This window comes from Kitasatospora sp. NPDC005856 (genome assembly GCF_040629945.1).
Classification (GTDB): domain Bacteria; phylum Actinomycetota; class Actinomycetes; order Streptomycetales; family Streptomycetaceae; genus Kitasatospora.
On the sequence record NZ_JBEXWT010000006.1, the window covers coordinates 54,916 to 81,698 of the forward strand.

A 26,783-nucleotide genomic window follows, 5' to 3' on the forward strand; every position below is an offset into this window, starting at 1 on the left:
CGCTCGGAAGCTGTTCGGAGGGCGGTCCTGAAGGGGGCCGAGAACTCCCGGAAACGCCGACGGCCGGCGCCCCGGATCGGGTCGCCGGCCGTGTCGCCGTCACGGAGCGTGAAGATCAGTTCAGCGCCATCTCGTCGGTGAGGCTGGCCTCGGTGCTCGGCAGGCCGAGCTCGGAGGCGCGCTTGTCGGCCATCGCCAGCAGGCGGCGGATCCGGCCGGCCACCGCGTCCTTGGTCAGCGGCGGGTCGGCGAGCGCGCCCAGCTCCTCCAGCGAGGCCTGCTTGTGCTGCATCCGCAGCTGGCCGGCCGCGGCCAGGTGCTCGGGCACCTCGTCGCCGAGGATCTCCAGCGCGCGGGCCACCCGGGCACCGGCCGCCACCGCGGCCCGGGCCGAGCGACGCAGGTTGGCGTCGTCGAAGTTGGCCAGCCGGTTGGCGGTGGCCCGCACCTCGCGCCGCATCCGGCGCTCCTCCCAGGCCAGCACCGACTCGTGCGCGCCGAGCCGGGTCAGCAGGGCGCCGATCGCGTCGCCGTCGCGGATCACCACCCGGTCCACGCCGCGCACCTCGCGGGCCTTGGCCGGGATGCCGAGCCGGCGGGCGGCGCCGACCAGGGCCAGGGCGGCCTCGGAGCCGGGGCAGGTGATCTCCAGCGAGGAGGAGCGGCCCGGCTCGGTGAGCGAGCCGTGCGCCAGGAAGGCCCCGCGCCAGGCCGCCTCGGCGTCGCAGGTCGCCCCGGAGACGACCGCCGGGGGCAGGCCACGGATCGGGCGGCCGCGGCCGTCCACGAGCCCGGTCTGGCGCGCGAGCAGCTCGCCGTCCTTGACCACCCGGACCACGAAGCGGCTGCCGCGGCGCAGTCCGCCGGGGGCCATCACCACGAGGTCCGAGGAGTGCCCGAAGATCTCCAGCAGGTCCTTGCGCAGCCGCCGTGCCGCCGCTCCGGTGTCCAGCTCCGCCTCGATCACGATGCGGCCGCTCACGATGTGCAGCCCGCCCGCGAACCGCAGGATCGCCGACACCTCCGCCTTGCGACAGCAGGCCCGGGTGACCGGGAGCCGGCTGATCTCGTCCTTCACCGCTGGAGTCATCGCCATGGCCCGATCCTTCCATGTGTCCGGAAAATCCGGTCGTACGCTGCCGCCAACAGCTCGGGGTCGTGTCGCGGCGTCCCGTCGGTGCGGGCCACCGAGCCGAGCACCAGAGCCGCGCCCATCCGTTCGGCGGCCTTCTCCAGTCCGTCCAGGTCGGCCTGGCCGAAGGCCCCGCCGGTGACGGCGCGCTCGTCCACCAGGATCGCATCCACGGCGAGGCCCGGAGCGTGGTCGGCGATGACCTCCAGGTGGCGCTGCGGGGTGAAGCCCTCGGTCTCCCCGGGCTGGGGGGCCAGGTTCAGGGTGAGCAGGCGGCGGGCGCGGGTCTCGGTGAGCGCCGCGGCCAGCTCGGGCACCAGCAGGTGCGGCAGCACGCTGGTGAACCAGGAACCGGGGCCGAGCACCACCCAGTCCGCCTCCCGGACGGCGGTGACCGCCTCCGGGACGGCGGGCGGCTCGTCCGGCAGCAGCCGGATCGACTGCACGGTGCCGGGGGTCACCGCGACGTCGGCCTGGCCGCGGACGGCCGTGACCTCGCCGGGCCGCAGCGGGTCGTGGCCGCGGACGGTCGCCTCGATGTCCAGCGGCACCGCCGACATCGGCAGCACCCGGCCCTGCACGTTGAGCAGCCGGCCGACCCAGTCCAGTGCCGCCACCGGGTCGCCCAGCTTCTCCCAGAGCGCGACGATCAGCAGGTTGCCCACCGCGTGGCCGCCGAGCTCGCCGTTGCCGGTGAAGCGCTGCTGGATCACCTCGGACCAGGTGCGGCCCCAGTCGTCGTCCCCGCACAGCGCGGCCAGCGCCTTGCGCAGGTCGCCCGGGGGCAGCACGCCCAGCTCCTCGCGCAGCCGGCCGCTGGAGCCGCCGTCGTCGGCGACGGTGACCACCGCGGTGAGGTCGGTGGTGAGCCGGCGCAGCGCGGACAGCGAGGCGGACAGGCCCTGCCCGCCGCCGAGCGCGGCGATCCTGGGGGCCGGGTTGGCGCGGGAGGGACTGCTGCGCGGACGGCCCGGCGCCGGGGGCCGGGCCGGGCTTCCCGCCCGGTCACCGGTCCTGCTCTGCGGCTGTCGCCCGGGCACGTATCCCGCCACACATCACCTCGTGTTCCTCGGCCCGCCGACCGCTCCGCCGGCGGGCCCGGCAGGGAGGCGGCGGTTACTCCCGTCCCATGTCACGGTGGACGAGCACCGTCTCGACTCCGTCGGCGATGAGACGCTTGGTCAGACGCTCGGACATGGCGACGCTGCGGTGCTTGCCACCGGTGCAGCCTACGGCAAGCGTCATGTAGCGCTTCCCCTCGCGCCGGTATCCCTCGGTGACGATGCGCAGCAGCTGGGCGTAACCGTCCAGGAACTCGTTGGCTCCGGGCTGCTGGAAGACGTAGTCGGCGACGTCCGCGTCGGTGCCGGTGCGGGCCCGCAGTTCGGGCACCCAGTGCGGGTTGGGCAGGAAGCGGCAGTCCACCACGAGGTCGGCGTCGACCGGCAGGCCGTACTTGAAGCCGAAGGACATCACGGTGGCGCGCAGCTCGGGCTCGTCGTGGTCGGCGAACTGGGCGTCCAGCTTGGCGCGCAGCTGGTGCACGTTGAGGTTGGAGGTGTCGATCACCAGGTCGGCCTCGCCGCGCAGGTCGCGCAGCAGGTCGCGCTCCTGGGCGATGCCGTCCACGATCCGGCCGTCGGCCTGCAGCGGGTGCGGGCGGCGGACGCTCTCGAAGCGGCGCACCAGCGCCTCGTCGGAGGAGTCCAGGAAGACGACCCGGAGCCGGACTCCGCGCTTCTCCAGCTCGTCCAGCGAGGTGAGCAGGTCGTCGAAGAACTGCCGGCCGCGGACGTCCACGACCACGCCGATCCGGGCGACGTTGCCCTGGGAGCGCGCGCCCAGGTCGACCATGGTCGGGATCAGGGCGGGCGGCAGGTTGTCCACCACGAACCAGCCGAGGTCCTCCAGGCACTTGGCCGCGGTGGAGCGGCCGGCTCCGGACATCCCGGAGATGATCACCAGCTCCGGCGCGTTCTCGGCCACGTCTGACACGGTCACTTCGGTTCCCCGCTCTCGGTCTTTCTGCTGGGGAGAACGCGTACGGCTCGCCCGCTCTTCCCCGGCCCGGGCAGGCGGGCGGGGCCGGGGCGCACCGGCTGACGGGCGGCGTCGGCCGTCATGGCGTCTCCTGGGATGGTGCGGTCTGGGGTGCTGCGGTCACCGGCTCGGCGGCCTGCTCGGCCCCGTCCTCGATGATCTCGCCGGTCGCGGTGTTGACCGCGGGTGCGGCGGGTGTACGGGACGACAACGCCTCCGCAACAGTCTGCGCGGTGCGGCGTCCGATGCCGGGTACCTCGCAGAGCTCGTCCACGGTGGCGGCCCGGAGCTTCTTCAGCGAGCCGAAGTGCTTGAGCAGCGCCCGGCGGCGAGTCTCGCCGAGGCCCGGGACGGAGTCCAGTTCCCCGGCGGTGAGTCGCTTGGAACGCTTGTTGCGCTGATAGCTGATCGCGAAGCGGTGCGCCTCGTCGCGGACCCGCTGGAGCAGGTAGAGGCCCTCGCTGGAGCGGGGCAGCACCACCGGGTCGTCCTCGCCGGGCAGCCAGACCTCCTCCAGTCGCTTGGCCAGGCCGCACAGCGCGACGTCGTCGATGCCGAGCTCGTCCAGGGCGCGCTTGGCGGCGGCGACCTGTGGCTGCCCGCCGTCGACGACCAGCAGCTGGGGCGGGTAGGCGAAGCGCCTGGGGCGGCCCTCCTCGGTGCGCGGTCCGTCCTCGGTGCGCGGGCCCTCCTCGGTGCGCGGGCCCTCCTCGGGCTGGTCGTCCTCGGACTCCGGGACGGCCCACTCGCCGGTCTGCTCGCGCTCCTGGAGGTAGCGGCGGAAGCGCCGGCCGATCACCTCGTGCATCGAGCGGACGTCGTCCTGGCCCTCGAAGCCCTTGATCTGGAAGCGCCGGTACTCGCTCTTGCGGGCCAGGCCGTCCTCGAAGACGACCATGGAGGCGACCACGTCCTCGCCCTGGAGGTGGGAGATGTCGTAGCACTCGATGCGCAGCGGGACGGAGTCCAGTTCCAGCGCGTCGGCGATCTCCTGGAGGGCGCGGCTGCGGGTGGTGAGGTCGGAGGCGCGCTTGGTCTTGTGCAGCGCGAGCGCCTGCTGGGCGTTGCGCTGCACGGTGGCCATCAGGTCCTTCTTGTCGCCGCGCTGGGGGATGCGCAGGTCGACCTGGCTGCCGCGCAGGCCGCCCAGCCACTCGCGGACCGGCTCCACCGGGTCGGGCAGGGCGGGGACGAGCACCTCGCGCGGGACGGACTCGCCGCCGCCGTAGAGCTGCTGGAGGGCGTGCTCGACCAGGCCGGCGGTGTCGACGTCCTCGACCTTGTCGGTGACCCAGCCGCGCTGCCCGCGCACCCGGCCGCCGCGGACGTGGAAGATCTGCACGGCGGCTTCGAGCTCGTCCTCGGCGACGGCCAGCAGGTCGGCGTCGGTGGCGTCGGCGAGCACGACGGCGTTCTTCTCCATCGCGCGCTTGAGGGCACCGATGTCGTCCCGCAGCCGGGCCGCCTTCTCGTACTCCAGCTCGGCGGCGGCCTCCTGCATCTGGTCTTCCAGCCGGCGCAGGTAGTTGCCGGTGCGCCCGGCCATGAAGTCGCAGAAGTCCTCGGCCAGCGCGCGGTGTTCGTCCGCGGTGACCCTGCCGACGCAGGGCGCGGCGCACTTGCCGATGTAGCCGAGCAGGCAGGGCCGGCCGACCTGGCGGGCGCGCTTGAAGACGCCGTTGGAGCAGGTGCGGACGGGGAAGACGCGCAGCAGCAGGTCGACCGTCTCGCGGATCGCCCAGGCGTGCCCGTACGGGCCGAAGTAGCGCACGCCCTTCTTGTGCGCCCCGCGCATCACCTGGACCCGCGGGTACTCCTCGTCGAGGGTGACGGCGAGTTCCGGATAGCTCTTGTCGTCGCGGTACTTGACGTTGAACCGCGGGTCGAACTCCTTGATCCAGGAGTACTCCAGCTGGAGCGCCTCGACCTCGGTGCCGACCACCGTCCACTCCACCGAGGCGGCGGTGGTGACCATGGTCGCGGTGCGCGGGTGGAGGCCGGCCAGGTCCTGGAAGTACGAGGACAGGCGCGGCCGCAGGCTCTTGGCCTTGCCGACGTAGATGACCCGGCCGTGGGCGTCGCGGAACCGGTAGACCCCGGGGGAGGTCGGGATCGCACCGGGCGCGGGGCGGTAGGTGCTCGGGTCAGCCATGGGTCCACCGTACCGAGTGGGGCCGGGGCCGCGGGGCGGAGATCGTCAGGGAGGACCGTGGCGGTCGGGAGGCGCTCAACTGGGTCAGCTCGGGGTCACCTTGAGGTTGCCGCCCTCGACCGTGACGGTGTAGGCGGGCAGCGGGGAGGGGGCCGGTCCGTCCTGCACGGCGCCGTCGGTGATGGCGAAGCGGCTGCCGTGGCAGGGGCACTGGATCTGGTTGTTCTTCACCTGGTCCACGAGGCAGCCGGCGTGGGTGCACCGGGCGTTGAACGCCTTGTACTGGCCGGCGGTGGGCTGGGTCACCACGATCTTCTGCTCGCGGTAGACCTTGCCGCCGCCCTCCGGCACGGCCGAGGCCGGGCCGAGGTCGACCGGGCCCTTGGGGGCGCCGTGGTCGGAGGAGGAGGAGCTGCTGCATCCGGTGACCGCCACGGTGCCGCCCGCCGCCAGGACGGCCGCGGCCCCGCAGAGCAGGGTTCGGCGGGAGGCGGCGGGGGTGGTCTCGGAGGCCTCGGACATCGGTGTGCTCCTACGGTTGCTGCTGCGGCGAGGGACCACGGAAGTCTATGCCGCGCCACCCCGCCGCTCCCGGGCCGCCCGGACGGTGCGGGCGGCGGGGAGCGGCGGGGTGGGCGGACGGGGCTACTTCTTCGCGGCGGCCGCGCGCTTGCGCGGCGCCTTCTTCGCCGGGGCGGCCGCCGGGGCGTCCGCGAAGCCGGCCGGCAGGATGTCCCGCAGGAACTTGCCGGTGTGGCTCTCCGGGACGGCGGCGATCTGCTCCGGGGTGCCCTCGGCGACCACCGTGCCGCCGCCGGAGCCGCCTTCGGGGCCCATGTCGACGATCCAGTCGGCGGTCTTGATCACGTCGAGGTTGTGCTCGATGACGATCACCGTGTTGCCCTTGTCCACCAGCCCGCTGAGCACCTTGATCAGCTTGCTGATGTCCTCGAAGTGCAGGCCGGTGGTGGGCTCGTCCAGCACGTAGACCGTCCGCCCGGTGGAGCGCTTCTGGAGCTCCGAGGCGAGCTTGACGCGCTGCGCCTCACCGCCGGACAGGGTGGGCGCGGACTGGCCGAGCCGGACGTAGCCGAGGCCGACGTCGTTGAGCGTGCGCAGGTGCCGGGCGATCGCCGGGACGGCCTCGAAGAAGGCCAGGGCCTCCTCGATCGGCATGTCCAGCACCTCGGCGATGGACTTGCCCTTGTAGTGGACCTCCAGCGTCTCCCGGTTGTACCGGGCGCCGTGGCAGACCTCGCACGGCACGTAGACGTCCGGCAGGAAGTTCATCTCGATCTTGATGGTGCCGTCGCCCGAGCAGTTCTCGCAGCGGCCGCCCTTGACGTTGAAGGAGAACCGGCCCGGCAGGTAGCCGCGGACCTTGGCCTCCTGCGTCTCCGCGAAGAGCCGGCGGACGTGGTCGAACACCCCGGTGTAGGTGGCCGGGTTGGAGCGCGGGGTGCGGCCGATCGGCGACTGGTCGACGTGCACCACCTTGTCCACCTGGTCGGTGCCGGTGATCCGGGTGTGCCGGCCGGGCACGCTGCGGGCGCCGTTCAGCTCCCGCGCGAGGTGGGTGTAGAGGATGTCGTTGACCAGCGTGGACTTGCCGGAGCCGGAGACGCCGGTGATCGCGGTGAAGGTGCCCAGCGGGAAGCCGACCGTGACGTCCTTGAGGTTGTGCTCGCGGGCGCCGTGGACGGTCAGCTGGCGCTTGCGGTCCCGCTCGCGGCGGGTGTCCGGGATCGGGATGGACCGCTTGCCGGAGAGGTACTGGCCGGTCAGCGACTCCTTGTTGGTGAGCAGCTGCTTCAGCGAGCCGGAGTGCACCACCTTGCCGCCGTGCTCGCCGGCGCCCGGGCCGATGTCGACCACCCAGTCCGCGGTCTTGATGGTGTCCTCGTCGTGCTCGACGACGATCAGGGTGTTGCCGATGTCGCGCAGCCGCACCAGCGTCTCGATCAGCCGGTGGTTGTCCCGCTGGTGCAGGCCGATGGACGGCTCGTCCAGCACGTACAGCACGCCGACCAGGCCGGAGCCGATCTGGGTGGCCAGCCGGATGCGCTGGGCCTCGCCGCCGGACAGGGTGCCGGCCGCGCGGTCGAGCGAGAGGTAGTCCAGGCCGACGTCGACCAGGAAGCGCAGCCGCTCGTTGACCTCCTTGAGGACCCGCTCGGCGATCTGCTTGTCCCGGGCGTTGAGCTTCATCGCGCCCAGGAACTCGGAGCAGTCGCTGATCGACATCGAGGAGACGTCGGCGATCGACCTGCCCTCGACGGTGACCGCCAGCACCACCGGCTTGAGCCGGGTGCCCTGGCACGTCGGGCAGGGCACCTCGCGCATGTAGCCCTCGAAGCGCTCGCGGCTGCTGTCGCTCTCCGCCTCGGTGTGCCGGCGCTGGATGAACGGGATCGCGCCCTCGAAGCCGGTGCTGTACGAGCGCTCCCGGCCGAAGCGGTTGCGGTAGCGGACCTGCACCTGGTGCTTGTGCCCGTACAGCAGCGCCTTCTTGGCCCGCGCGGGCAGCCCGGCCCAGGGGATGTCGGTGCGGAAGCCGAGCTCCTCGGCCAGCGCGTCGATCAGGCGCTGGAAGTACTCCTTGGCGTGCCCGGCCGACCACGGGTGGATCGCGCCCTCGTCCAGCGAGCGCTCGACGTCCGGCACGACCAGCTCCGGGTCGACCTCCATCCGGTTGCCCAGGCCCGAGCAGTCCGGGCAGGCGCCGAACGGCGAGTTGAAGGAGAACGAGCGCGGCTCCAGCTCCTCGAACGACACGTCGTCGTACGGGCAGTAGAGGTGCTCGGAGTACATCCGCTCGCGCTCCGGGTCGTCCTCGGGGAGGTCGACGAAGTCGAGCACGACCATGCCGCCGGACAGCCGCAGGGCCGTCTCCACCGAGTCGGTGAGCCGCCGCTTGGCGCTGTCCTTGACGGTCAGGCGGTCGATCACCACCTCGATGGTGTGCTTCTCCTGCTTCTTGAGCTTCGGCGGCTCGGCGAGCTGGATCGTCTCGCCGTCGACCCGGGCGCGGGAGTAGCCCTTGGACTGGAGGTCGGCGAAGAGGTCGACGAACTCGCCCTTGCGCTCGCGCACCACCGGGCTCAGCACCTGGAAACGGGTGCCCTCGGCGAGCTCCAGCACCTTGTCCACGATCGCCTGCGGCGACTGCTTGGCGATCGGGCGGCCGCAGTGCGGACAGTGCGGCTTGCCGATCCGGGCGAACAGCAGGCGCAGGTAGTCGTAGACCTCGGTGATGGTGCCGACGGTCGAACGGGGGTTGCGGTTGGTGGACTTCTGGTCGATCGAGACGGCCGGGGAGAGGCCCTCGATGAAGTCCACGTCGGGCTTGTCCATCTGCCCGAGGAACTGACGGGCGTAGGAGGACAGCGACTCGACGTAGCGGCGCTGGCCCTCGGCGAAGATCGTGTCGAAGGCGAGCGAGGACTTGCCGGAGCCGGAGAGGCCCGTGAAGACGATGAGGGAGTCGCGGGGCAGGTCGAGCGAGACGTTCTTGAGGTTGTGCTCGCGAGCACCGCGGACGATGAGGCGGTCGGCCACTGCTTCTGGCGCCTTTCTCCGGGGCGAGAGGACTTGCGGTGTGTATCGGTACTTCTTCCAGGATGCGGCAGCCAGCCTATAGCTCAGACGTTCGAATATCGACTCTGTCCAGCGGGGATCACCCGAACGAGTGGGGCCCCCTCCCGGGCCGTCCGCACCCGGACCGAAAAACCCCCTGATCAGCGCCCGGATTCGGCGGTAGCGTCGGCTGGTCAACGAGCGGAGCCCGCCCCGGGCAACGCCCCGTTCCGTACGGAAGGCAGATTCGATGACCGACCCGCAGTCCGCCGCCGCCTCCTGGCTGAGCCAGGTCGAGGAGAGCACCCGGCGCGTGCTGAGCACCGTCGCCGAGCTGAAGCCCGACGCCGTCGGCGAACCGTCCGCCCTCCCCGGCTGGACCCGCGGCCACGTGCTGGCCCACCTCGCCCGCAACGCCGACTCCCTGGTCAACCTGCTGACCGGCGCCCGCACCGGCACCGACATCCCGCAGTACGCCGGCGACGACGCCCGCGACCGGGACATCGAGCGCGACGCGCCGCGCCCGCTGGACGTCCAGCTCGCCGACCTGCGCGACTCCCACGCCCGCTTCGCCGAGGCCGCCGCACTGATGGACCCCGAGGCCTGGGCGGCGTCCGTCAAGCACCGCTCCGGCTACGTCTTCCCCGCCTCGGACATCCCGCACAAGCGCCTGCTGGAGCTGGAGTACCACCACGTCGACCTGGCCGCCGGCTACGCCCCCGGGGACTGGCCCGAGTCCCTCGCCGTCGCCCAGTTCCGCAAGCTCGCCTCGAACCTGGCCGGGGCGGCCGACCTGCCCGCCGTGGAGCTGGTCGCCGAGGACACCGGGGACCGCGCCGCGATCGGCAGCGGCACCCCGGCCCTGACCGTCGAGGGCCCGGTCCGCGCGCTGACCGCCTGGCTCGCCGGCCGCTCCGCCGGCGACGGCCTGCGCCACGCCCCCGGCACGGACCTCCCCCGGCTTCCCCCCATGGGCTGACGGCGCGAGGATGATCCCAGGAGCCACTGGAGAGGGAGCGAACGGATGACGTACCACGGAGCGGTCAAGGTCGGCGGAGCGCCGGACGTGCGGGAGCTGGCCCACCTGATCATCACCAAGGTGGCCGTCGGCCCGTACGACAACAACGCCTACCTGCTGCGCTGCCGGGCCACCGACGAGCAGCTCCTGATCGACGCGGCCGCCGACGGACCGGTGCTGCTGGAGACCGTCGGGGACGACCTCGAGACGGTGGTCACCACCCACCGGCACCACGACCACTGGGGCGCGCTGGCCGAGGTGGTCGCCACCACCGGCGCCCGGACGGCCGCCGGCGAGCACGACGCCGAGGGCATCGACGTCCCCACCGAGCTGCTGCTCGCGGACGGCGCCAAGCTGCGGGTCGGCGAGGTCGAGCTCACCGTCCGGCACCTGGTCGGCCACACCCCCGGCGCGATCGTGCTGATCTACGACGACCCCCAGGGCCACCCGCACGTGTTCACCGGCGACTGCCTCTTCCCCGGCGGCGTCGGGAACACCTGGGGCGACCCGGAGGCCTTCAGGACGCTCTACCGCGACGTCACCGAGAAGATCTTCGACGTCCTCCCCGACGAGGCCTGGGTCTACCCGGGCCACGGCAACGACACCACCCTCGGGGCCGAGCGCCCGCACCTCGACGAGTGGCGTGAGCGGGGCTGGTAGGCCCCCGTCCCAACGGCCGAGGCCCCCGCGACCGGAAGCGGTCACGGGGGCCTCGGCGGTGCCGCGGCGGTGCCCCGAGCGGGCTCCGCCGGACCGGCGTCCGATCAGGCGTCGAGCTTCTCGGGCTCGGCGTGCTCGGCCTTCTTCGAGGCCCGCAGGCTGGTGAAGGTGGTGATCGCCAGGACCACCACGATGAAGCCCAGCGAGAACGGGATGCCGATCTCCGGGGCCCACGTCGCGCCCGCCTCGTGCGCGGCGTGCAGCACCAGCTTCACGCCGATGAAGCCGAGGATCACCGACAGGCCGTACGACAGGTGGACCAGCTTCTTCAGCAGGCCGCCGATCAGGAAGTACAGCTGGCGCAGCCCCATCAGGGCGAAGGCGTTGGCGGTGAAGACGATGTACGGGTCCTGGGTCAGGCCGAAGATGGCCGGGATCGAGTCCAGGGCGAACAGCACGTCGGTGGTGCCGATCGCCAGCATGACGATCAGCATCGGGGTGATCAGCCGGCGGCCGTTCTCCCGGACGAACAGCCTGGTGCCGCGGTAGTCCTCGGTGGCCGGGAAACGGCGGGTGATCGACTTGAGGACGCGGTTCTCCTCGAACTCCTCCTCGCCCTCCTCCTCGGCGCGGGCCTCCTTGATCAGCTTCCAGGCCGTCCAGATCAGGAAGCCGCCGAAGATGAAGAACACCCAGGAGAACTCGGCGACCAGCGCGGCGCCGCCGGCGATGAACACCGCCCGGAGCACCAGCGCGATGATCACACCGAACATCAGCACGCGCTGCTGGTAGATCCTGGGCACCGCGAACTTGCCCATGATCAGGATGAACACGAAGAGGTTGTCGACACTGAGCGACTTCTCGGTGATGTAGCCGGCGAAGAACTCGCCCGCCGGCTCCCCTCCGGAGTGCCACCAGAGGAAGCCACCGAAGAGCACCGCCAGGGCGACCCAGACGGCCGTCCAGATCCCGGCCTCCTTGATCGAGACCTCGTGCGGCTTGCGCCCTCCGATGAAGAAGTCCGCCACGATCAGTGCGATCAGCACACCGATCGTGGTGATCCACATGGTTACGGAAACGTCCACTACTGCTCCTCCGGCAGGTAGGCGAGACAGTCATCGTCACTGCCGGAGGTCTCTTCCGCCCATCGGGCCAGCGCCCCGGGATGCCGCGACGGGCATCCGTGATGACGGGGTCGGCTGTCGAGGAATACTCCCCTCCGCTGCCAACGAGGGTAACAGGGGAGACAAGGAAAGGTAAAGAAGGTAAAGGGCAGTCAGGGATTCAGAGGTACGGGTCGATCGCCGGCAGCAGGTCCTGGAAGGTGCGCCCCTTGGCCGGCGCGCCGATCGCCTGCATCTCCCAGCCGCCGTTGCCGTCCCGGACCACCTTGGCCATGATCTGCCCGGTGTGCGGACCGCCGCCCGCCAGCTCGTAGCGGGCCAACTCCAGCCCGGTCGTCTCGTCCACCAGCCGGCAGTGCGCCCGCTGCACCTCGGCGAAGGTCTGCCCGGTGTACGAGCTCACCGTGAACACCACCTGGGTGATGTTCACGGGCACGTGCACCAGGTCGACCAGGATCGCCTCGTCGTCCTCGGCCCCGGAGCCGCCCTCCAGGTTGTCGCCGGTGTGCCGCACGGAGCCGTCGTTGCTCTCCAGGTGCGAGAAGAACACCACGTCGGACGGGGTCCGCTCGGCGTACAGCAGCGCCGAGGCGTCCAGGTCGATCTTCCGGGAACGGCTGCCGAACAGCCCGCGCTTGGGGGCGGCCCGCCAGCCGAGGCCCATCCGGACCACGGTCAGGGCGGCGCCCTGCTCCTTCTGGAGGCTGACCCGCTGCCCCTTGGCCAGGTTCACCGACACGACGTTGTCCTCTCTGCCGGCCGCGCTCGCATGCGCGCGGCTCCACGGTGGAACACCCCGTCGCCGTCCCCCGGCTGAGGCCCCCTCTGCGTACGGCCCGCAACCCCGTCCGAGGGCACGATGCCGCAGGCCAGCCTAGGGCCTGCGGCACCCCGGCCTCCCTCGGGTTTCCCCGTTTGTGGCAAGGCTGAGACACCGGTGGGCTTGACCGGTGCCATTCCGGCCAAGCCCGGCCACCGCGCGGGCGCCCCCTCCGGCACGCCCCTCCGCCGTGCCCCTCCGGTGCGCCTACGCCACGCCGGCCTCGCGCATCTGCCGCAGTTCCTTCTTCAGCTCCTTGACCTCGTCCCGCAGCCGGGCCGCGACCTCGAACTGGAGGTCGGCGGCGGCCTTGTGCATCCGGTCGGTCATCTCCTGGATCAGGTCCGCCAGTTCGGCGGCCGGCAGGGACTTGCCCGGCTTGCGCTCCGCGCCCAGCGACGGCACCGGGGCCTTGCCCTTGCCCTGGTTGCGGTAGCCGGTGGAGAGCAGCTCGTCGGTGTCCACGTCCTCGCGGGCGAGGGTGTCCAGGATGTCGCCGATCTTCTTGCGCAGCGGCTGCGGGTCGATCCCGTGCTCCTTGTTGTAGGCCTGCTGCACGGCCCGGCGCCGGTTGGTCTCGTCGATGGCCCTGTCCATCGCGGGAGTGATCCTGTCCGCGTACATGTGGACCTGGCCGGAGACGTTACGGGCGGCGCGGCCGATCGTCTGGATCAGCGAGGTGCCGGAGCGCAGGAAGCCCTCCTTGTCCGCGTCCAGGATCGCCACCAGCGACACCTCGGGCAGGTCCAGGCCCTCGCGCAGCAGGTTGATGCCGACCAGCACGTCGAACCGGCCCGCCCGCAGCTCGCGCAGCAGCTCCACCCGGCGCAGCGTGTCCACGTCGCTGTGCAGGTACCGGACCCGGATGTCCAGGCCGAGCATGTAGTCGGTGAGGTCCTCGGCCATCTTCTTGGTCAGCGTGGTGACCAGGACCCGCTCGTCCCGCTCGACCCGCTTGCGGACCTCGTGCACCAGGTCGTCGATCTGGCCCTCGGTCGGCTTGACGATCACCTCGGGGTCGATCAGGCCGGTCGGGCGGATGATCTGCTCGACCTGGCCGTCGCCGCGCGACAGCTCGTACGGGCCGGGCGTCGCCGACAGGTAGACGGTCTGCCCGATGCGCTCCAGGAACTCCTCCCACTTCAGCGGGCGGTTGTCCATCGCGGAGGGCAGCCGGAAGCCGTGCTCGACCAGGGTGCGCTTGCGCGAGGCGTCGCCCTCGTACATCGCGCCGATCTGCGGCACGGTGACGTGCGACTCGTCGATGACCAGGAGGAAGTCCTCCGGGAAGTAGTCGAGCAGGGTGTTCGGCGGGGAGCCGGGCTCGCGGCCGTCGAAGTGCATCGAGTAGTTCTCGACGCCCGAGCAGGTGCCGATCTGGCGCAGCATCTCGATGTCGTAGGTGGTGCGCATCCGCAGCCGCTGGGCCTCCAGCAGCTTGCCCTGCTTCTCCAGCCGGGCGAGCGTCCCCTCCAGCTCCTTCTCGATGCCGGTGATCGCGCGCTCCATGCGCTCGGGGCCGGCCACGTAGTGCGAGGCGGGGAAGACGTGGACGGAGTCGTCCTGGCTGATGATCTCGCCGGTGAGCGGGTGCAGGGTGTACAGCGCCTCGATCTCGTCGCCGAACATCTCGATCCGGACGGCGAGCTCCTCGTACACCGGGAAGATCTCGATGGTGTCGCCGCGGACCCGGAAGGTGCCGCGGGTGAAGGCCACGTCGTTGCGGGCGTACTGGATGTCGACGAAGCGGCGCAGCAGGTCGTCCCGGTCGATCTCCTGACCGATCTTGAGCCGCACCATCCGGTCCACGTACTCCTGCGGGGTGCCGAGGCCGTAGATGCAGGAGACCGAGGCGACCACGACCACGTCCCGGCGGGTGAGCAGCGAGTTGGTCGCCGAGTGGCGCAGCCGCTCGACCTCCTCGTTGATCGAGGAGTCCTTCTCGATGTAGGTGTCCGTCTGCGGGACGTAGGCCTCCGGCTGGTAGTAGTCGTAGTACGAGACGAAGTACTCGACCGCGTTGTTCGGCAGCAGCTCGCGGAACTCGTTGGCCAGCTGCGCGGCCAGCGTCTTGTTCGGAGCCATCACCAGGGTGGGCCGCTGCAGCTTCTCGATCATCCAGGCCGTGGTGGCCGACTTGCCGGTACCGGTGGCACCGAGCAGCACGACGTCCTTCTCCCCTCCCCTGATCCGCCGCTCCAGCTCGGCGATCGCCGCCGGCTGGTCACCGTTCGGCTGGAAGGGACTGACGACCTCGAAGGGCGCCACGGACCGCTCAATACTCGTGATGGGACGCACCACTCAACGGTACGACCCACCACTGACAAGCGGGTCCGGTTCGATCAGGCGGCGTGGGCCTCGAAGCTCATGGCCCGCTCCCGGGCGGGATCGATCCGCACGACGGAGCCGAAGGCCGCGGTGAGGCGGTCGGCGGCGCGCCCGGCCGCCCGGCACTCGTCACCGGTCACGATTCCCTCCCCGGTCGGCCGTGGGAACAACTGCCGACCGGGGGGAAGGTCACGGGTCAGGCCTTGGCGCTGTCCCGGGCGAGGGCGACCAGGCGGGAGATGGCGCGCAGGTACTTCTTGCGGTAGCCGCCGCGGAGCATCTCCTCGGGGAAGACCCGGTCGAAGGGGAGACCGGAGGCGGTGATCGGGAGCTCGCGGTCGTACATGCGGTCGGCGAGGACGACCAGGCGCAGCGCGGTGGACTGGTCGTCGACCTGCTCGACGCCGCGCAGGCACACCGCGGTGACGTCGTCCAGCAGCGCGCCGTAGCGGCTGGGGTGGACGGCGGAGAGGTGGGTGAGCAGGGCGTCGAAGTCGTCCAGCGAGGCGCCGGGCGTGCGGGCCGCGACGGCGCCGACGGCCTCGTCGGAGTACGGCGGCGGGGCGTCCGGCAGGCCGCGGTGGCGGTAGTCCTGGCCGTCGATCCGCATCGGGCGGAAGTGCGCGGACAGGCCCTGGATCTCGCGCAGGAAGTCGGCGGCGGCGAAGCGGCCCTCGCCGAGCTTCTCCGGCAGGGTGTTCGAGGTGGCGCAGAGCTTCACGCCGTTGTCGACCAGCCGGCCGAGCAGGGTGGAGACCAGCACGGTGTCGCCCGGGTCGTCCAGCTCGAACTCGTCGATGCAGAGCAGCGTGTGCCCGGAGAGGGTCCGCACGGCCTGCTGGAAGCCGAGCGCGCCGACCAGGTTGGTCAGCTCGACGAAGGTGCCGAAGGCCTTGGGGCCGGGGGCGGCGTGCCAGAGCGAGGCGAGCAGGTGGGTCTTGCCGACGCCGTAGCCGCCGTCGAGGTAGACCCCGGCCGGGCCGGTGGGCGCGGGGGCGGAGCGGCGGAACCAGCTGCGCTTGGGTGCCGAACCGTTTCCTCCGGCGAGGGTGGCCGCGAACTGCTCCAGGACCTGGACGGCCTCGTACTGGCTCGGCTGGGTCGGGTCCGGGATGTACGTCCCGAAGCTCACGTCGGCGAACCGGGGCGGCGGGACCATCTCGGCGACCAGCCGCTCGGCGGGCACGACGGGACGGCGGTCGGTGAGCGCGATCGGGGAGCCGGACACGGGTGCGGCGGCTATCGGCTCGGTCGCGGTGGCGGAGTGGGAGGCTGCGGGCACATCAGTAGAGGGTACGCCTGCCCCGTACGCCGTCCGAACGACCCACGGCCCCGGACGGGACACGACCCACGACCCCGAACGGGACGGCCCGCCGCCGCTCCGGAGGGCACGGCCCGCCGCCCCGGACGCCCCACGGCCCGCGGTGGAAGACTGAGGGCATGCAACAGTTGATCAGCCCGCTGAGCGGGCGGCTCGCCGATCCGGCCGCGCTGGAATCGCTCGCCGCCGTCTACGCGTACCCCGAACAGGTGAATCAGGGCCGCCCCTGGCTGCGCGCCAACATGGTGTCCGGCCTGGACGGCGGGGCCAGGCTGGACGGGCTCTCCGAGGGCCTCTCCGGCGACGCGGACAAGCGGATCTTCGGGGTGCTGCGGGCCCTGTCGGACGTGGTAGTGGTGGGCGCGGAGACGGTCCGCGCCGAGGGCTACCGGCCGGCCCGGGCGCGCGCGGAGTTCGCGGCGGCCCGGGCGGCGGCGGGCCAGGCGTCCGCCCCGGCGATCGCCGTGGTGAGTCGCTCGCTGCAGCTGGACCTGACCGCGCCGCTGTTCACCGAACCGCTGGTCAGGACGGTGGTGATCACCACCGAGGACGCCTCCGCGGAGCGCCGCCGGGCGGTCGCCGAGGTGGCCGACCTGGTCCTCGCCGGCACCGGTTCGGTGGACCTGCGGACGGGCCTGGCGGCCCTGGCCGAGCGGGGCTGGACCCGGCAGCTGACCGAGGGCGGCCCGCGCCTGCTGGGGCAGCTCGCGGAGGCCGGCCTGCTGGACGAGCTGTGCCTGTCGCTGGCCCCGCTGCTCACCGGGGGCGACGCGCCGCGCATCCTGCACGATGCCCGAATGCCGGACGTCCAGCGGATGCAGCTGGTCTCATTGATCGAGCAGAAAGGATTCCTCTTCACTCGTTACCTGCGTCACCTGGGTTCGGATGACCCCGTGACCCCCCGATCGTGATCCCGTTATGCGATGCCGGGGCCCGGGGGCCGGCCACTGGAAGGGACTCACGTGTTCAAGACGGTACTGATGATCGAAAAGGCTCTCTCCGACGCGGACGTGGAACTCGTCACCACGCTCCACGGCGAGGAGAAGGTGTCCTTCGTCGTCCTGATGCAGCCGCGCGGCAAGCAGGACGAACTGCTGCGGGCGCTCGACGACGTCGCCCTCGGCCACCTCGACAAGGTGGTCCACGAGCACGACGAGTCCGAGACCGAACCGACCGTGGCCACCGAGTCGCTGGAGCACAGCCTGCGCCACCTGCGCTCGGCCGGGGCCGAGGCGGTGGGCGAGCTGGTCGAGGAGAAGCCGCTGGAGCGGCTGCGCACGGTCGTCGAGGAGCAGCGGGCCGACGAGGTGGTGGTGCTCACCTCCCCGCACTTCGTGGAGGAGTTCTTCCACCGCGACTGGGCCTCCCGGGCCCGGCACCAGGTCGGGGTCCCGGTACTCAGGCTGTTCGCCAGCGACTCCTGAGCGACTCCTGGCCCGGCGCGCCGGTGGTGCAGAATCGTCCTTGCGGTCCGCCCGCGAGGACGGTTCCGTCCTCCCGTTCCGCCCGCCCGCCCTGTCTGCCCCCGCCCGTACGGAGCCACGCCTTGAACGACGCCGCGCACGACCTGCACGCCCCGCACTTCATCGGCATCGGCGGCGCCGGGATGTCCGGCCTGGCGAAGATCCTCGCCGTGCGCGGGGCCAGCGTCTCCGGCAGCGACTCCAGGGAGTCCGAGACCGTTCTCGCACTGCGCGCCCTCGGCGCCACCGTGCACGTCGGCCACGCCGCCGAGCACGTGCCGGACGGCACCAGCAGCGTGGTCGTCTCCAGCGCGATCCGCGCCGACAACCCGGAGCTGGTCGCGGCCCACGAGCGCGGCATCCCGGTGGTGCACCGCTCCGACGCGCTGGCCGCGCTGATGGGCGGCCGCCGGGCGCTGGCGGTGGCCGGCACCCACGGCAAGACCACCACCACCAGCATGCTCGCCGTCGCCCTCGGCGAACTGGGCCTGGACCCGTCCTACGCGATCGGCGGCGACCTCGACGCGCCCGGCTCCAACGCCCACCACGGCACCGGCGAGATCTTCGTCGCCGAGGCGGACGAGAGCGACCGCAGCTTCCACAAGTACGCGCCGGAGGTGGCGATCGTGCTCAACGTGGAGCTGGACCACCACGCCAACTACGCCTCGATCGAGGAGATCTACGAGTCCTTCGAGACCTTCGTCGGCCGGATCGTCCCCGGCGGCACCCTGGTGGTCTCGGCCGACCACGACGGCGCCCGCGAGCTCACCTCCCGGGTGGCCGGCCGCGAGGGCCTGAACGTGGTGACGGTCGGCTCCGCCGAGGACGCCGACCTGCGGGTGCTGTCGGTGGTCGCCCACGGCATGACCAGCGAGGTCACCGTGCTGCTGGACGGCGCCGAGCTGTCCTTCACCGTCTCGGTGCCCGGCCGGCACTACGCCCACAACGCGGTGGCCGCGCTGGCCGCCGGCGTCGCGCTGGGCGTCCCGGCCGCCGACCTGGCCAAGGCGCTCGGCGCCTACACCGGCGTGCGCCGCCGCCTCCAGCTCAAGGGCGAGGCCGCCGGAGTCCAGGTGATCGACTCCTACGCCCACCACCCCACCGAGATGACCGCCGACCTGGAGGCGATCCGCGAGGGCCTGACCGGCGGGGGCCGGGTGCTGGTGGTCTTCCAGCCGCACCTGTTCAGCCGCACCCAGCAGCTCTCCGAGGAGATGGGCCGCGCCCTGGCGCTGGCCGACGCCTCGGTGGTGCTGGACATCTACCCGGCCCGCGAGGACCCGATCCCCGGCGTGACCAGCGAGCTGATCGTCGACGCCGCCCGCCGGGCCGGCGCCGAGGTCACCGCCGAGCACTCCTTCGCCGCCGCCCCCGCCCTGCTGGCCGGCCTCGCCCGCCCGGGCGACCTGCTGCTCACCATGGGGGCCGGAGACGTCACCAACCTCGGTCCGGAAATCCTCACGCACCTCGCGAACGTTGCATCCAACGTCTGACCCACGTCCGTCCGACGTACGCCGCGACCGGGAGCCGTGAGATGAGCTACGAGATCGATAAGACCGAGGCCGAGTGGCGCGCCCAGCTCAGCCCCGAGGAGTACCACGTGCTCCGCGAGGCGGGCACCGAGCGCCCGTTCACCGGTGAGTACACCGACACCAAGACGGTCGGCGTCTACGGCTGCCGGGCCTGCGGGGCCGAACTGTTCAGCTCCGAGACCAAGTTCGACAGCCACTGCGGCTGGCCGTCCTACTACGCGCCGCTGGCCGGGGACCGGGTCCAGTACATCGAGGACACCTCGCTGGGGATGCGCCGGGTCGAGGTGCGCTGCGCCCGCTGCGGCGGGCACCTGGGGCACGTCTTCGAGGGCGAGGGCTACGGCACGCCGACGGACCAGCGGTACTGCATCAACAGCGTCTCGCTGACGCTGAAGCCGGCCGAGTAGGACGAACGGCGACGGGCCCGGGCACCCCGCAGTGTCCGGGCCCGTGTGCTGTCCGGGCGCCGCCGTCGAGGGCCGGGGCTACCCCGCGACCGGTGCGAAGCGGACCGGGAGGTGCACCAGGGCGCGGTGGAACGGGCCGGGGCGCCAGAGCAGGTCCTCGGCCGGGGTGGACAGTTCGAGGTCGCTGAGGCGGCTGCCCAGCTGCTCGATGGCGGTGATCGCGATCAGCAGGGCCGGGTCCCGGGCCGGGCAGGCGTGCGGGCCGGCCGCCCAGGCCAGGTGGGCGCTCTCGCCGCTGCGCAGCACCCCGTCGTCGGTGGGTGGCGCGGCCTGGGAGTTGGCGGCCGCGTACGAGACCAGGACCAGCGTGCCCGCCTTGATCTCGCGGCCGTGGAAGGTGATGTCGTACCGCGGGTAGTGGGCCGAGAGGTTGGCCATCGGCGGCTCGTGCCAGAGCACCTCGTCGATCGCCTGGTGGGCGGTCATCGCGCCGCCGAACAGCGAGCCGGCGTAGCGGGCGTCGGTGAGCAGGCGCAGCAGGGCGTTGCCGATCAGGTTGGTGGTCGGCTCGTGCCCGGCGATCAGGGTCAGGGTGATCTGCCGGATCACCTCGTCGTCGTCCAGCCCGACCGGGTGGGTGACGTACATGGAGGTGAGGTCGTGCCGGGGGCGTTCGCGGCGCTCGGCGACCATCGCGGTGACCACCGCGACGAGCTTGCCGTACGCGGCGCCGGCGCTCGCGCCGGACTCGAACAGCCCGGTGATCGAGTCCACCATCTCGGCGCGCCGCTCCTCCGGCACGCCGAACCAGGTGGTGAGCGCGAACGCGGGCAGCCGGCGGGCGTACTCGGCGATCAGGTCGGCGTGGCCGACGGCGGCGAAGCGGTCGATCAGCCGGTGGGCGGTCTCGGCGACCTGACGCTGGAGCCGGTGCGGTTCGAACAGCGCGAGGGCGTCGGTGATCACCGTCCGGTAGCGGGCGTGGGTCTCGCCGTCGCTGAACAGGGCGGTCGGGCGGTAGCCGAGCACGGGCAGCAGCGGGGAGTCCGGTGGGACGGTGGCCTGCCAGGCCCGGGAGTCCTTGGAGAAGGTGTCGGTGTCGCGCAGCAGGTCCAGCGCGGCCTGGTAGTCGGTGACCAGCAGGGCCTCGACGCCGGGCGCGACCTCGACCGGGGCGAGCGCGCCGTGCCGCCGCAGCCGCTCGTAGACCGACTGGGGGTCGGCGGCGAAGGCCGGGCCGTGGATCGGGGTCGGGCGGGACTCGACGGTCACGGCTGCTCCGGGGCGGCGGGGGCGACGGGGTCGGCGGGCGCGGCGGGCGCGGCGGGGACCTCGGAGGTCGCGGGGACCTCGGAGGCTGCGGGCAGTGCGTCCAGAACGTGCTCGGCCAGCGCGATCAGCGCGTCCAGGCTGCTGTCGCGCTCGCGGGCGTCGCAGAGCAGCAGCGGGGTGGCGGCGTGCAGGTCCAGGTGGGTGCGCAGCACCTCGACCGGGTGTTCCGGCGCGTCCGGGAACCGGTTGACGGCGACGGCGTACGGCAGGCCCTGCTCCTCGACCATGTCCATGATCTCGAAGGAGTCGGCCAGCCGGCGGGTGTCGGCGAGCACCAGGGCACCCACGGCGCCGCGGGCGATGTCCCGCCAGAGCGGGAAGAAGCGGCGCTGGCCGGGGGTGCCGAACATGTAGAGCACGACGTTGCCGGGCAGGGTGAGCCGGCCGAAGTCGACGGCGACGGTGGTGGTGACCTTCCCGGGCAGGCCGGCCAGGTCGTCCACCGGGCGGCCGGTCTCGGTCATCGCCTCCTCGGTGTGCAGGGTGGCGATCTCCGAGAGGGTGCGGATGAGGGTGGTCTTGCCGACCCCGAACGGGCCGGCCACCACCAGTTTCATCAGCGTCTGGTCCTGGTCGGGCAGGTAGCCCACCCGGCTCTGGTCTTCCGGGTCCGGCCGGCCGGCCGGGTCATCGGAGCGCACGGAGTCCAACGAGGAGCCTCTCGACGATGGAGCGGTCGGTCTGCTGGGCGCGCGGGATCGGTGCGCGGGCGCGCAGGCAGCCCGATTCGACCAGGTCGGCCGCGAGGAAGACGGTGGCGCTGACCGGCAGGCGCAGGTGCGCGGCGGCCTCCACCACGGTCAGCGCGCCGGGGCGCAGCAGTTCCCAGAGCCGGCGGTGTTCGGGTTCGAGCGCGTCCGGCGGATCGGCGCGGTCGGCGAACAGCACGGTCAGCCGCTCGAAGCCCTTGGTGCCGGGGCGGCTGCGGCCGCCGGTGGCCAGGTAGGCGGGCACCATCCGCCTGCGGGGGGCCGCGGTCATGACCGGCCGTCGTCGTCCTGCCGCCGGGTCGGGCTCGCGAGCGCGCGACCGAGGGCGGCGACCTGCAGCTGCATCTGGTAGGCGACGTTGCCGAGTTGGGCGTCCGGCGAGGTGAACACGGCGAGCGAGGTGTTCTCCCCGGCGGGCACCACGATGGCGTAGCCGAGGTCGGACTCCACCACGGTCTGGGCCAGCCGGGGCCGCTCGACGTCGGTGAACGCCGTGGTGAAGGCCCGGGCGGCGGCGTGGACGGTGGCGGTCATCGCGGCGACCCGCTCGGCCGAGGCGCGCTCCAGGCCGTCCGAGGCACCCTCGACCAGGCCGTCACCCGTGGCGATGACCGCGTGCAGCACACCCGGCAGCTCCAGCAACGGGGTCAGCACCCACGAGATCTCGTCGGTGGTGGTCGGGCTGGGCGTGCTGCTCACTACTGGGCTCCCTCTGGGGTCGGACCGGTGCTCTGGTCACCGGGGTCGCGGCCGGCGGCGGTGTCGCCGGGGGTGTTCGTCGTGCCGGGGGTCCTCGTCGTGCCGGGTGTGTCCGTCCCGCCGGTCGGGTCCGTCCCGCCGGGTGTGCTCTCGCCGCTCGCGGGGGCGGCCCCGCCGCCGGGGGCGACGACGGTGGTCTCCTCGCGGGCGGCCCGGGCCACGGCGGCCCGGCCGGAGTCGGTGCCCCGCTGCAGCGCCTGCCAGTGGGCGGCGGCCCGCTCGGGGGTGCGGTCGGGTGCGGTGGCGGAGGCCGGGACGGGGCCGGGCTCGGCGCCGGACGGCTGTCCGGCGGCCGGCGGACGGCGGCGGCGCCGGGTGGGCAGGCCGGTGCCGTCGTCGGCCACGGGTGCGTCCGTCGCGGGCGTGTCCCGCACGGGAGCGCCGTCCGTCGCGGGCGCGTCGTCCCCTGCCGGGCGGTCCGCCACCGGATCGGGCACCACCCGGATGGCCGGGGTCGGATGCGGGCCCGGCCGGTTGTGGCGGTCGGCGAGCCGCGGCCCGTCCTGCTCGTCCCCGTCGCGCATCGGCCGGACGGCCGCGACGGTGGGCGCCGGGGCCGGGCCGGCGCCGGCCCGCAGCGGCAGCGGGGTGAGCACCGACAGCGGTTGCTCGTCGTCCACGACGGTCACCAGCGCGGCCGGGATGCGCAGGATGGTCCGCATGCCGCCGTACGGCGAGGGCTCGATGTGACAGGAGAAGCCGTACTGACGGGCCAGCTTGCCGATCACCGCGAAGCCGGTCTTGGGCGGGTTGCCGAGCTCGGTGAGCAGCATGTCGGGCGGGCCGGCCAGCAGCCGGCGGGCGCGGCGCAGCTGGTCCTCGTCCATGCCGATGCCGCTGTCGTCGATGATCACCAGCGCGCCGCGGCCGCCCTGCTGGACGGTGACCGGCACGTCGGTCTCCGGGTGGGAGTAGGCGGTGGCGTTGGCGAGCAGCTCGGCGATGGTGACGGCGATCGGCTCGGCGGCCCGGGCGACCACGGCGAGGCGCTGCTCGCGCAGGTGGTTGGCGACCTTGATCCGGGCGTAGCCGGGCACCCGGGAGAGCGCGCCGACGACCACCTCGGCGAGCGGCGAGTCGGTACGGGCGAGGCCCGGCCAGGCCTCGCAGAGCACCGCGATGGTCTGGATCCGGCGCAGCGCGACCTCGTTGCGGAAGTCGACCTCCAGCAGCCGGGGGTCGTCGTTCTCGTGCTGGAGCTGCTGGACCAGGCTCTGGATCTGGTACAGCAGGGTCTGGATCCGGGAGGTGGCGCCGCGCATGGCGGCGCGGGCGGCGGCGTCCACCCGTTCGCGCTCGTCGGCGAGGGCGGCGTGGGCGGCGTCCAGGACGGCCTGCAGCGCCCGGACGGCCTCGGGGCCGACGGCCTCCGGGTCCAGGGGGCCGACCGGCGGGGCGTTGGTGTGGGTGAGCCGTACGGCGGTGGCGGCGACCCGCTCCTGGGCGAGGTGGCCGATCTCGGCGAGCAGCGCGGTTGCCCGGGTCTCGGCGGCGGCGAGCGCGCTCTCGGCCCGCTCGGCGCGGGCGGTCGCGGCGGCGCCCTGTTGCAGGGCGTCCCGCACGGCGTCCTGCGCGTGCCGGGCCGCCTCCTGGGCCTCGCGGACGCTGTCCTCGGCGGCCCGGGTGCGCTCCTGGGCCCGCCGGGTCTCCTCGGCGGAGCTCCGGGCGGCGTCCTGGGCCTCGCGCTGCTGCTGCTCGGCGCGGGCGAGCCTGCCCTCGGCCGCCCGGGTGCGCTCCTCGCTGCGGCCGAGTGCGGTCTCGGCGGCCGAGGCCCGGGTGACGGCCCCGGCCCGGCCGCGGGCGAGCACGGCCGCGGCCACGGCGGCGACCAGCGCCAGGACGATCAGCGCGATCTGCGTCATCGAAGTCCTCGTGGGTGCTTGCGGGTGTGGCTCGGTGGTGCGGCCGGGCCTGCCGGGAGGAGAGTGCGCCCGGGAGCCCGGTGGGCTCGGTTCCGGTCGGCGCGCGGGCGGGGTCAGCTACGGGCGGCGCGCGGGCGCGGGCAGCGGACGGCGTCCTCGGCCAGCTCCCGGGCCACCAGGGCGACCTGGCCCATGGCCTCCAGGACGCCCGGGGCCTCGGAGCCGTCCAGGTGCCGGTACTCGGCCGCGACGGTGAGCACCAGGCGCTCGGGCAGGCCGAGTTCGGGGTGGCGCTGCTCGGCGATCACCCGCCGGGCGGCGTCCAGCGCGGGTATGCCGGCGGCGTGCAGGGCGTGGGCGCGTTCGCGGACGTAGGCGAGGTAGCCGATGTGCTCGCGGACGCCGTCGCGGTCGAGCACCGGGCCGTGGCCGGGCACGAAGATCTCCGCGCCGGTGGCCAGGGCCTGCTCGCAGGCGCCGATGACGTTCTCCAGCGGTCCGGCCCAGTGCGAGGGGTGGTCGCCGGGCTGCTCAGGCGTCGAGGAGAAGATCACGTCGCCGGTGAAGACCGCGCGCTGGTGCGGGAGGTGGACCAGGAGGTCGCCACCCGTGTGGGCGGCGGGCAGGCTGGTGATCCGCACCGGGTGGCGGCCGACGGTCAGCTCCAGCTCGCCGGTGAAGACGGTGTCGGGGCGCACCGGCTCGGTGCCGGACCAGTCGAACCGCCCGAAGTGCTCCTTGAGGTAGCCGCCGAGCGGCGACTGCGGGTCGCTGTTGGCGACCAGCGCGTGCTGCTGCTGCGGGGTGGGCTCCCAGTGGATGTGCTCCAGCGCCTCGCGGGTGGCGATCACCTCGGCGTCCGGCAGCACGCCGGCGCCCCACAGGTGGTCCCCGTTGGCGTGGGTGACGACCACCCGGTCGATCCCGACCCCGTCCGGCAGCAGTCGCCGGCTCACGGCGAGGAACTCCCCGGCCATCGAGGGGTCGTACGGCGTGTCGATCCAGAGCGCGGTGGTCTCCGAGGCCAGCAGCCCGCAGTTGGCCAGGCCCCACCCCCGCTTCGGCGGGAGCCACACGTAGAGGTCCTCGGCAATCGCGCTCACGTTCGCACGCCTGATCGTCATGTGCGCGATTATGCCCATGCCGTGACAGGAGTGGAGCAAAACCATTACAGTTCAAGCCACTTCGCGCCCGGAGCAACCCGAGCTGTCCCGATTCGTCCCACGTGGTCTGGACCACATCTGGCCGAAGTGGCCCGTCCCGCGCCCCGGTTGGGCACCGGTGGGCGGCCGGGGCATCCCGTCGGGAGGCGTCTGCGGAACGTCAGATCTGCTGGTCGGCGGCGCCGTTCAGCTGCTTGATCCCCTTGCGCTCCCCCGCGCAGCGTTCGTAACCGAGCCACGCGTTGATCGCCAGCATCGGCGCATTGGTCGTGTCGTTGCTGGTGTACGCGTGCCGGTGACCCGCGGCCGCGGCGAGCCGCAGCGACTCCAGCTTGGCCAGCTTGGTCAGCCCCCTGCCGCGGAACTCCCGGCGGCAGGCGGTGAACGCGGACCAGTAGCGGTCCTCCCCGTCGGTCTGCGCCATGCTGAACGCGGCCGGCCGGCCGTCCACCACGGCCACGACGCTCAGCGCGGCGTCCCGGTCCGGCCGGTTCCAGTCGTTGCGCAGCCAGTCCTCGTACTCGTAGGCGTCCATCGGCACCTCGCTGCCGGGCTCGTCCAGGATGGCGTCCGCCTCGACCAGGAACACCGGGTGCGGGTCGGCCGCCCAGTCGGCGGCCGGGCGCAGCTCGACGCCGGCCGGCGGTACGGGCGCGGGCGGCAGCGGCAGCACGAGGTCCCGTCCGGCGAACTGCATGGTGCGCCCGAGCCGGTAGCCCCGGGCGGTGGCGAAGGCCAGCGAGGCGGGTTCGTCGTCCAGCCAGGTGTGCAGCTCCGTCACCCCGTACGCGGTCAGGTGCCGTTCGGCCGCGGCCAGCAGGGCGGTGGCCGCGCCGCGCCGCCGGAACTCCGGCAGCACGCTGCCGTTGGCGTAGCCGACGCCCGTGGTCGTCGTCCCGAGCACCACCCCGCAGCGCACCGCGCCGACCACCCGGCCGTCCAGTTCGGCGACGAAGGTGCGGAAGTGCTCGTCGGGGCTGGGCCGGGCGTTCAGCCAGACCAGGGCCTCGGCGGAGAGCACCAGGTGCTCGCGCCCGGCCCGGTGGGCCGCGGCCACGGCCCGGGCGTCCTCGGGGCGGAAGTCACGGATCGTCAAGGAGGAAGAACCAGAAGAAGTCATGGATTCCCACGCTAGCCGCGCCGACCCGTCCGGCGCCTCCGGTTTTTCCCGCCGGAAGGGCGCCCACCTGCGGGAACGGCCCGGGCTCGGGACCAAAGTCCCTCACCGCCGGGACGACATGCTCAAATAATGCTCTGAGAAGACCGGGCGAGGCTTGGCAGCCACCCCGCCCGGGGACATTCTCAGCAGCACGGCCACGCGGTTCCGGCGACGACGCCCGCACCGCTCGACGGCCCTCCCACCCGGCCCTCAGAAGGGGGCGAA

The 26,783-nt window shown here is 72.8% G+C and carries 24 protein-coding genes; 6 read left to right on the plus strand and 18 right to left on the minus strand.

What is annotated here, in order from left to right; genetic code table 11:
• Positions 1–115: 115 nt before the first annotated feature.
• The 6 genes from whiA to uvrA form a co-directional block, all read right to left on the minus strand.
• Positions 116–1,096: a DNA-binding protein WhiA gene (whiA, locus tag ABZ449_RS06120; RefSeq protein ID WP_360340925.1), complete on the minus strand. Its 981-nt coding sequence runs from the start codon at positions 1,094–1,096 to the stop codon at positions 116–118.
• On the minus strand, positions 1,087–2,058 hold the full coding sequence (yvcK, locus tag ABZ449_RS06125; protein ID WP_360341186.1) for a uridine diphosphate-N-acetylglucosamine-binding protein YvcK: 972 nt from the start codon (positions 2,056–2,058) through the stop codon (positions 1,087–1,089). Before yvcK ends, whiA begins: the two co-directional genes overlap by 10 nt.
• Before the next feature lie 190 nt (positions 2,059–2,248).
• Entirely contained in the window at positions 2,249–3,133 is an 885-nt protein-coding gene (gene rapZ / locus ABZ449_RS06130) for an RNase adapter RapZ (protein ID WP_360340928.1), read from the minus strand.
• A gap of 118 nt (positions 3,134–3,251) precedes the next feature.
• Complete coding sequence (gene uvrC, locus ABZ449_RS06135) at positions 3,252–5,324, minus strand: excinuclease ABC subunit UvrC (RefSeq protein ID WP_360340931.1); 2,073 nt, start codon at positions 5,322–5,324, stop codon at positions 3,252–3,254.
• Between the two features lie 84 nt (positions 5,325–5,408).
• Complete coding sequence (locus ABZ449_RS06140; protein ID WP_360340934.1) at positions 5,409–5,846, minus strand: Rieske (2Fe-2S) protein; 438 nt, start codon at positions 5,844–5,846, stop codon at positions 5,409–5,411.
• A gap of 123 nt (positions 5,847–5,969) precedes the next feature.
• On the minus strand, positions 5,970–8,882 hold the full coding sequence (gene uvrA / locus ABZ449_RS06145; protein ID WP_360340937.1) for an excinuclease ABC subunit UvrA: 2,913 nt from the start codon (positions 8,880–8,882) through the stop codon (positions 5,970–5,972).
• 268 nt (positions 8,883–9,150) lie between these two features.
• Between uvrA and ABZ449_RS06150 the strand changes: the two genes are divergently transcribed.
• Positions 9,151–9,879: a maleylpyruvate isomerase family mycothiol-dependent enzyme gene (locus ABZ449_RS06150; RefSeq protein WP_360340940.1), complete on the plus strand. Its 729-nt coding sequence runs from the start codon at positions 9,151–9,153 to the stop codon at positions 9,877–9,879.
• 45 nt (positions 9,880–9,924) lie between these two features.
• Positions 9,925–10,578, plus strand: a complete 654-nt coding sequence (locus ABZ449_RS06155) for an MBL fold metallo-hydrolase (protein ID WP_360340943.1) — start codon at positions 9,925–9,927, stop codon at positions 10,576–10,578.
• A 104-nt stretch (positions 10,579–10,682) separates the two neighbouring features.
• On the opposite strand, the gene ABZ449_RS06160 is transcribed toward ABZ449_RS06155, so the two are convergent.
• The 5 genes from ABZ449_RS06160 to zapE form a co-directional block, all read right to left on the minus strand.
• On the minus strand, positions 10,683–11,663 hold the full coding sequence (locus ABZ449_RS06160; protein WP_360340946.1) for a TerC family protein: 981 nt from the start codon (positions 11,661–11,663) through the stop codon (positions 10,683–10,685).
• Positions 11,664–11,862: 199 nt separating this feature from the next.
• Entirely contained in the window at positions 11,863–12,441 is a 579-nt protein-coding gene (locus tag ABZ449_RS06165; RefSeq protein ID WP_360340949.1) for a TerD family protein, read from the minus strand.
• 288 nt (positions 12,442–12,729) lie between these two features.
• Positions 12,730–14,820 carry an excinuclease ABC subunit UvrB gene (gene uvrB / locus ABZ449_RS06170; RefSeq protein WP_360340952.1) on the minus strand — a complete coding sequence of 697 codons (2,091 nt, stop codon included), beginning with the start codon at positions 14,818–14,820 and terminating at the stop codon, positions 12,730–12,732.
• A gap of 44 nt (positions 14,821–14,864) precedes the next feature.
• The gene (locus ABZ449_RS06175) at positions 14,865–14,990 is read right to left on the minus strand and encodes a hypothetical protein (RefSeq protein ID WP_360340955.1); all 126 of its coding nucleotides are present in this window, start codon (positions 14,988–14,990) and stop codon (positions 14,865–14,867) included.
• 56 nt (positions 14,991–15,046) lie between these two features.
• The gene (gene zapE, locus ABZ449_RS06180; protein WP_360341189.1) at positions 15,047–16,093 is read right to left on the minus strand and encodes a cell division protein ZapE; all 1,047 of its coding nucleotides are present in this window, start codon (positions 16,091–16,093) and stop codon (positions 15,047–15,049) included.
• Between the two features lie 197 nt (positions 16,094–16,290).
• Here zapE and ABZ449_RS06185 point away from each other — a divergent pair, with 197 nt between their 5' ends.
• The 4 genes from ABZ449_RS06185 (at position 16,291) to msrB (ending at position 19,573) form a co-directional block, all read left to right on the plus strand.
• The gene (locus ABZ449_RS06185) at positions 16,291–17,082 is read left to right on the plus strand and encodes a pyrimidine reductase family protein (protein WP_360340958.1); all 792 of its coding nucleotides are present in this window, start codon (positions 16,291–16,293) and stop codon (positions 17,080–17,082) included.
• A gap of 51 nt (positions 17,083–17,133) precedes the next feature.
• The gene (locus ABZ449_RS06190; protein WP_360340961.1) at positions 17,134–17,595 is read left to right on the plus strand and encodes an indole-3-glycerol phosphate synthase; all 462 of its coding nucleotides are present in this window, start codon (positions 17,134–17,136) and stop codon (positions 17,593–17,595) included.
• A 122-nt stretch (positions 17,596–17,717) separates the two neighbouring features.
• Positions 17,718–19,127, plus strand: a complete 1,410-nt coding sequence (gene murC / locus ABZ449_RS06195) for a UDP-N-acetylmuramate--L-alanine ligase (protein ID WP_360340964.1) — start codon at positions 17,718–17,720, stop codon at positions 19,125–19,127.
• A gap of 41 nt (positions 19,128–19,168) precedes the next feature.
• Complete coding sequence (msrB, locus tag ABZ449_RS06200; RefSeq protein ID WP_360340967.1) at positions 19,169–19,573, plus strand: peptide-methionine (R)-S-oxide reductase MsrB; 405 nt, start codon at positions 19,169–19,171, stop codon at positions 19,571–19,573.
• Positions 19,574–19,651: 78 nt separating this feature from the next.
• On the opposite strand, the gene ABZ449_RS06205 is transcribed toward msrB, so the two are convergent.
• The 7 genes from ABZ449_RS06205 to ABZ449_RS06235 all read right to left on the minus strand — a co-directional run bounded on the left by ABZ449_RS06205 (position 19,652) and on the right by ABZ449_RS06235 (position 26,495).
• Positions 19,652–20,845, minus strand: a complete 1,194-nt coding sequence (locus ABZ449_RS06205; protein ID WP_360340970.1) for a cytochrome P450 — start codon at positions 20,843–20,845, stop codon at positions 19,652–19,654.
• Positions 20,842–21,462, minus strand: coding sequence for an ATP/GTP-binding protein (locus ABZ449_RS06210; RefSeq protein ID WP_360341192.1), 621 nt, complete (start codon positions 21,460–21,462; stop codon positions 20,842–20,844). The genes ABZ449_RS06205 and ABZ449_RS06210 overlap by 4 nt, the downstream gene beginning before the upstream one ends.
• Before the next feature lie 70 nt (positions 21,463–21,532).
• Positions 21,533–21,886 carry a DUF742 domain-containing protein gene (locus ABZ449_RS06215; RefSeq protein WP_360340973.1) on the minus strand — a complete coding sequence of 118 codons (354 nt, stop codon included), beginning with the start codon at positions 21,884–21,886 and terminating at the stop codon, positions 21,533–21,535.
• On the minus strand, positions 21,883–22,314 hold the full coding sequence (locus ABZ449_RS06220; protein WP_360340976.1) for a roadblock/LC7 domain-containing protein: 432 nt from the start codon (positions 22,312–22,314) through the stop codon (positions 21,883–21,885). The genes ABZ449_RS06215 and ABZ449_RS06220 overlap by 4 nt, the downstream gene beginning before the upstream one ends.
• Complete coding sequence (locus ABZ449_RS06225) at positions 22,314–24,236, minus strand: ATP-binding protein (RefSeq protein WP_360340979.1); 1,923 nt, start codon at positions 24,234–24,236, stop codon at positions 22,314–22,316. The genes ABZ449_RS06220 and ABZ449_RS06225 overlap by 1 nt, the downstream gene beginning before the upstream one ends.
• Positions 24,237–24,349: 113 nt before the next feature.
• Entirely contained in the window at positions 24,350–25,360 is a 1,011-nt protein-coding gene (locus ABZ449_RS06230) for an MBL fold metallo-hydrolase (protein WP_360340982.1), read from the minus strand.
• A gap of 199 nt (positions 25,361–25,559) precedes the next feature.
• Complete coding sequence (locus ABZ449_RS06235) at positions 25,560–26,495, minus strand: GNAT family N-acetyltransferase (RefSeq protein WP_360340985.1); 936 nt, start codon at positions 26,493–26,495, stop codon at positions 25,560–25,562.
• Positions 26,496–26,783 lie beyond the last annotated feature (288 nt).

Excerpts from the sequence above, each read along its gene's own strand:
- whiA (WP_360340925.1), bottom strand. The coding sequence starts at position 1,096 with ATGGCGATGACTCCAGCGGTGAAGGACGAGATCAGCCGGCTCCCGGTC.
- uvrC (WP_360340931.1), bottom strand. The coding sequence starts at position 5,324 with ATGGCTGACCCGAGCACCTACCGCCCCGCGCCCGGTGCGATCCCGACC.
- ABZ449_RS06140 (WP_360340934.1), bottom strand. The coding sequence starts at position 5,846 with ATGTCCGAGGCCTCCGAGACCACCCCCGCCGCCTCCCGCCGAACCCTG.
- ABZ449_RS06150 (WP_360340940.1), top strand. The coding sequence starts at position 9,151 with ATGACCGACCCGCAGTCCGCCGCCGCCTCCTGGCTGAGCCAGGTCGAG.
- ABZ449_RS06155 (WP_360340943.1), top strand. The coding sequence starts at position 9,925 with ATGACGTACCACGGAGCGGTCAAGGTCGGCGGAGCGCCGGACGTGCGG.
- ABZ449_RS06185 (WP_360340958.1), top strand. The coding sequence starts at position 16,291 with ATGCAACAGTTGATCAGCCCGCTGAGCGGGCGGCTCGCCGATCCGGCC.
- msrB (WP_360340967.1), top strand. The coding sequence starts at position 19,169 with ATGAGCTACGAGATCGATAAGACCGAGGCCGAGTGGCGCGCCCAGCTC.
- ABZ449_RS06210 (WP_360341192.1), bottom strand. The coding sequence starts at position 21,462 with ATGAAACTGGTGGTGGCCGGCCCGTTCGGGGTCGGCAAGACCACCCTC.
- ABZ449_RS06215 (WP_360340973.1), bottom strand. The coding sequence starts at position 21,886 with ATGACCGCGGCCCCCCGCAGGCGGATGGTGCCCGCCTACCTGGCCACC.
- ABZ449_RS06225 (WP_360340979.1), bottom strand. The coding sequence starts at position 24,236 with ATGACGCAGATCGCGCTGATCGTCCTGGCGCTGGTCGCCGCCGTGGCC.
- ABZ449_RS06230 (WP_360340982.1), bottom strand. The coding sequence starts at position 25,360 with ATGACGATCAGGCGTGCGAACGTGAGCGCGATTGCCGAGGACCTCTAC.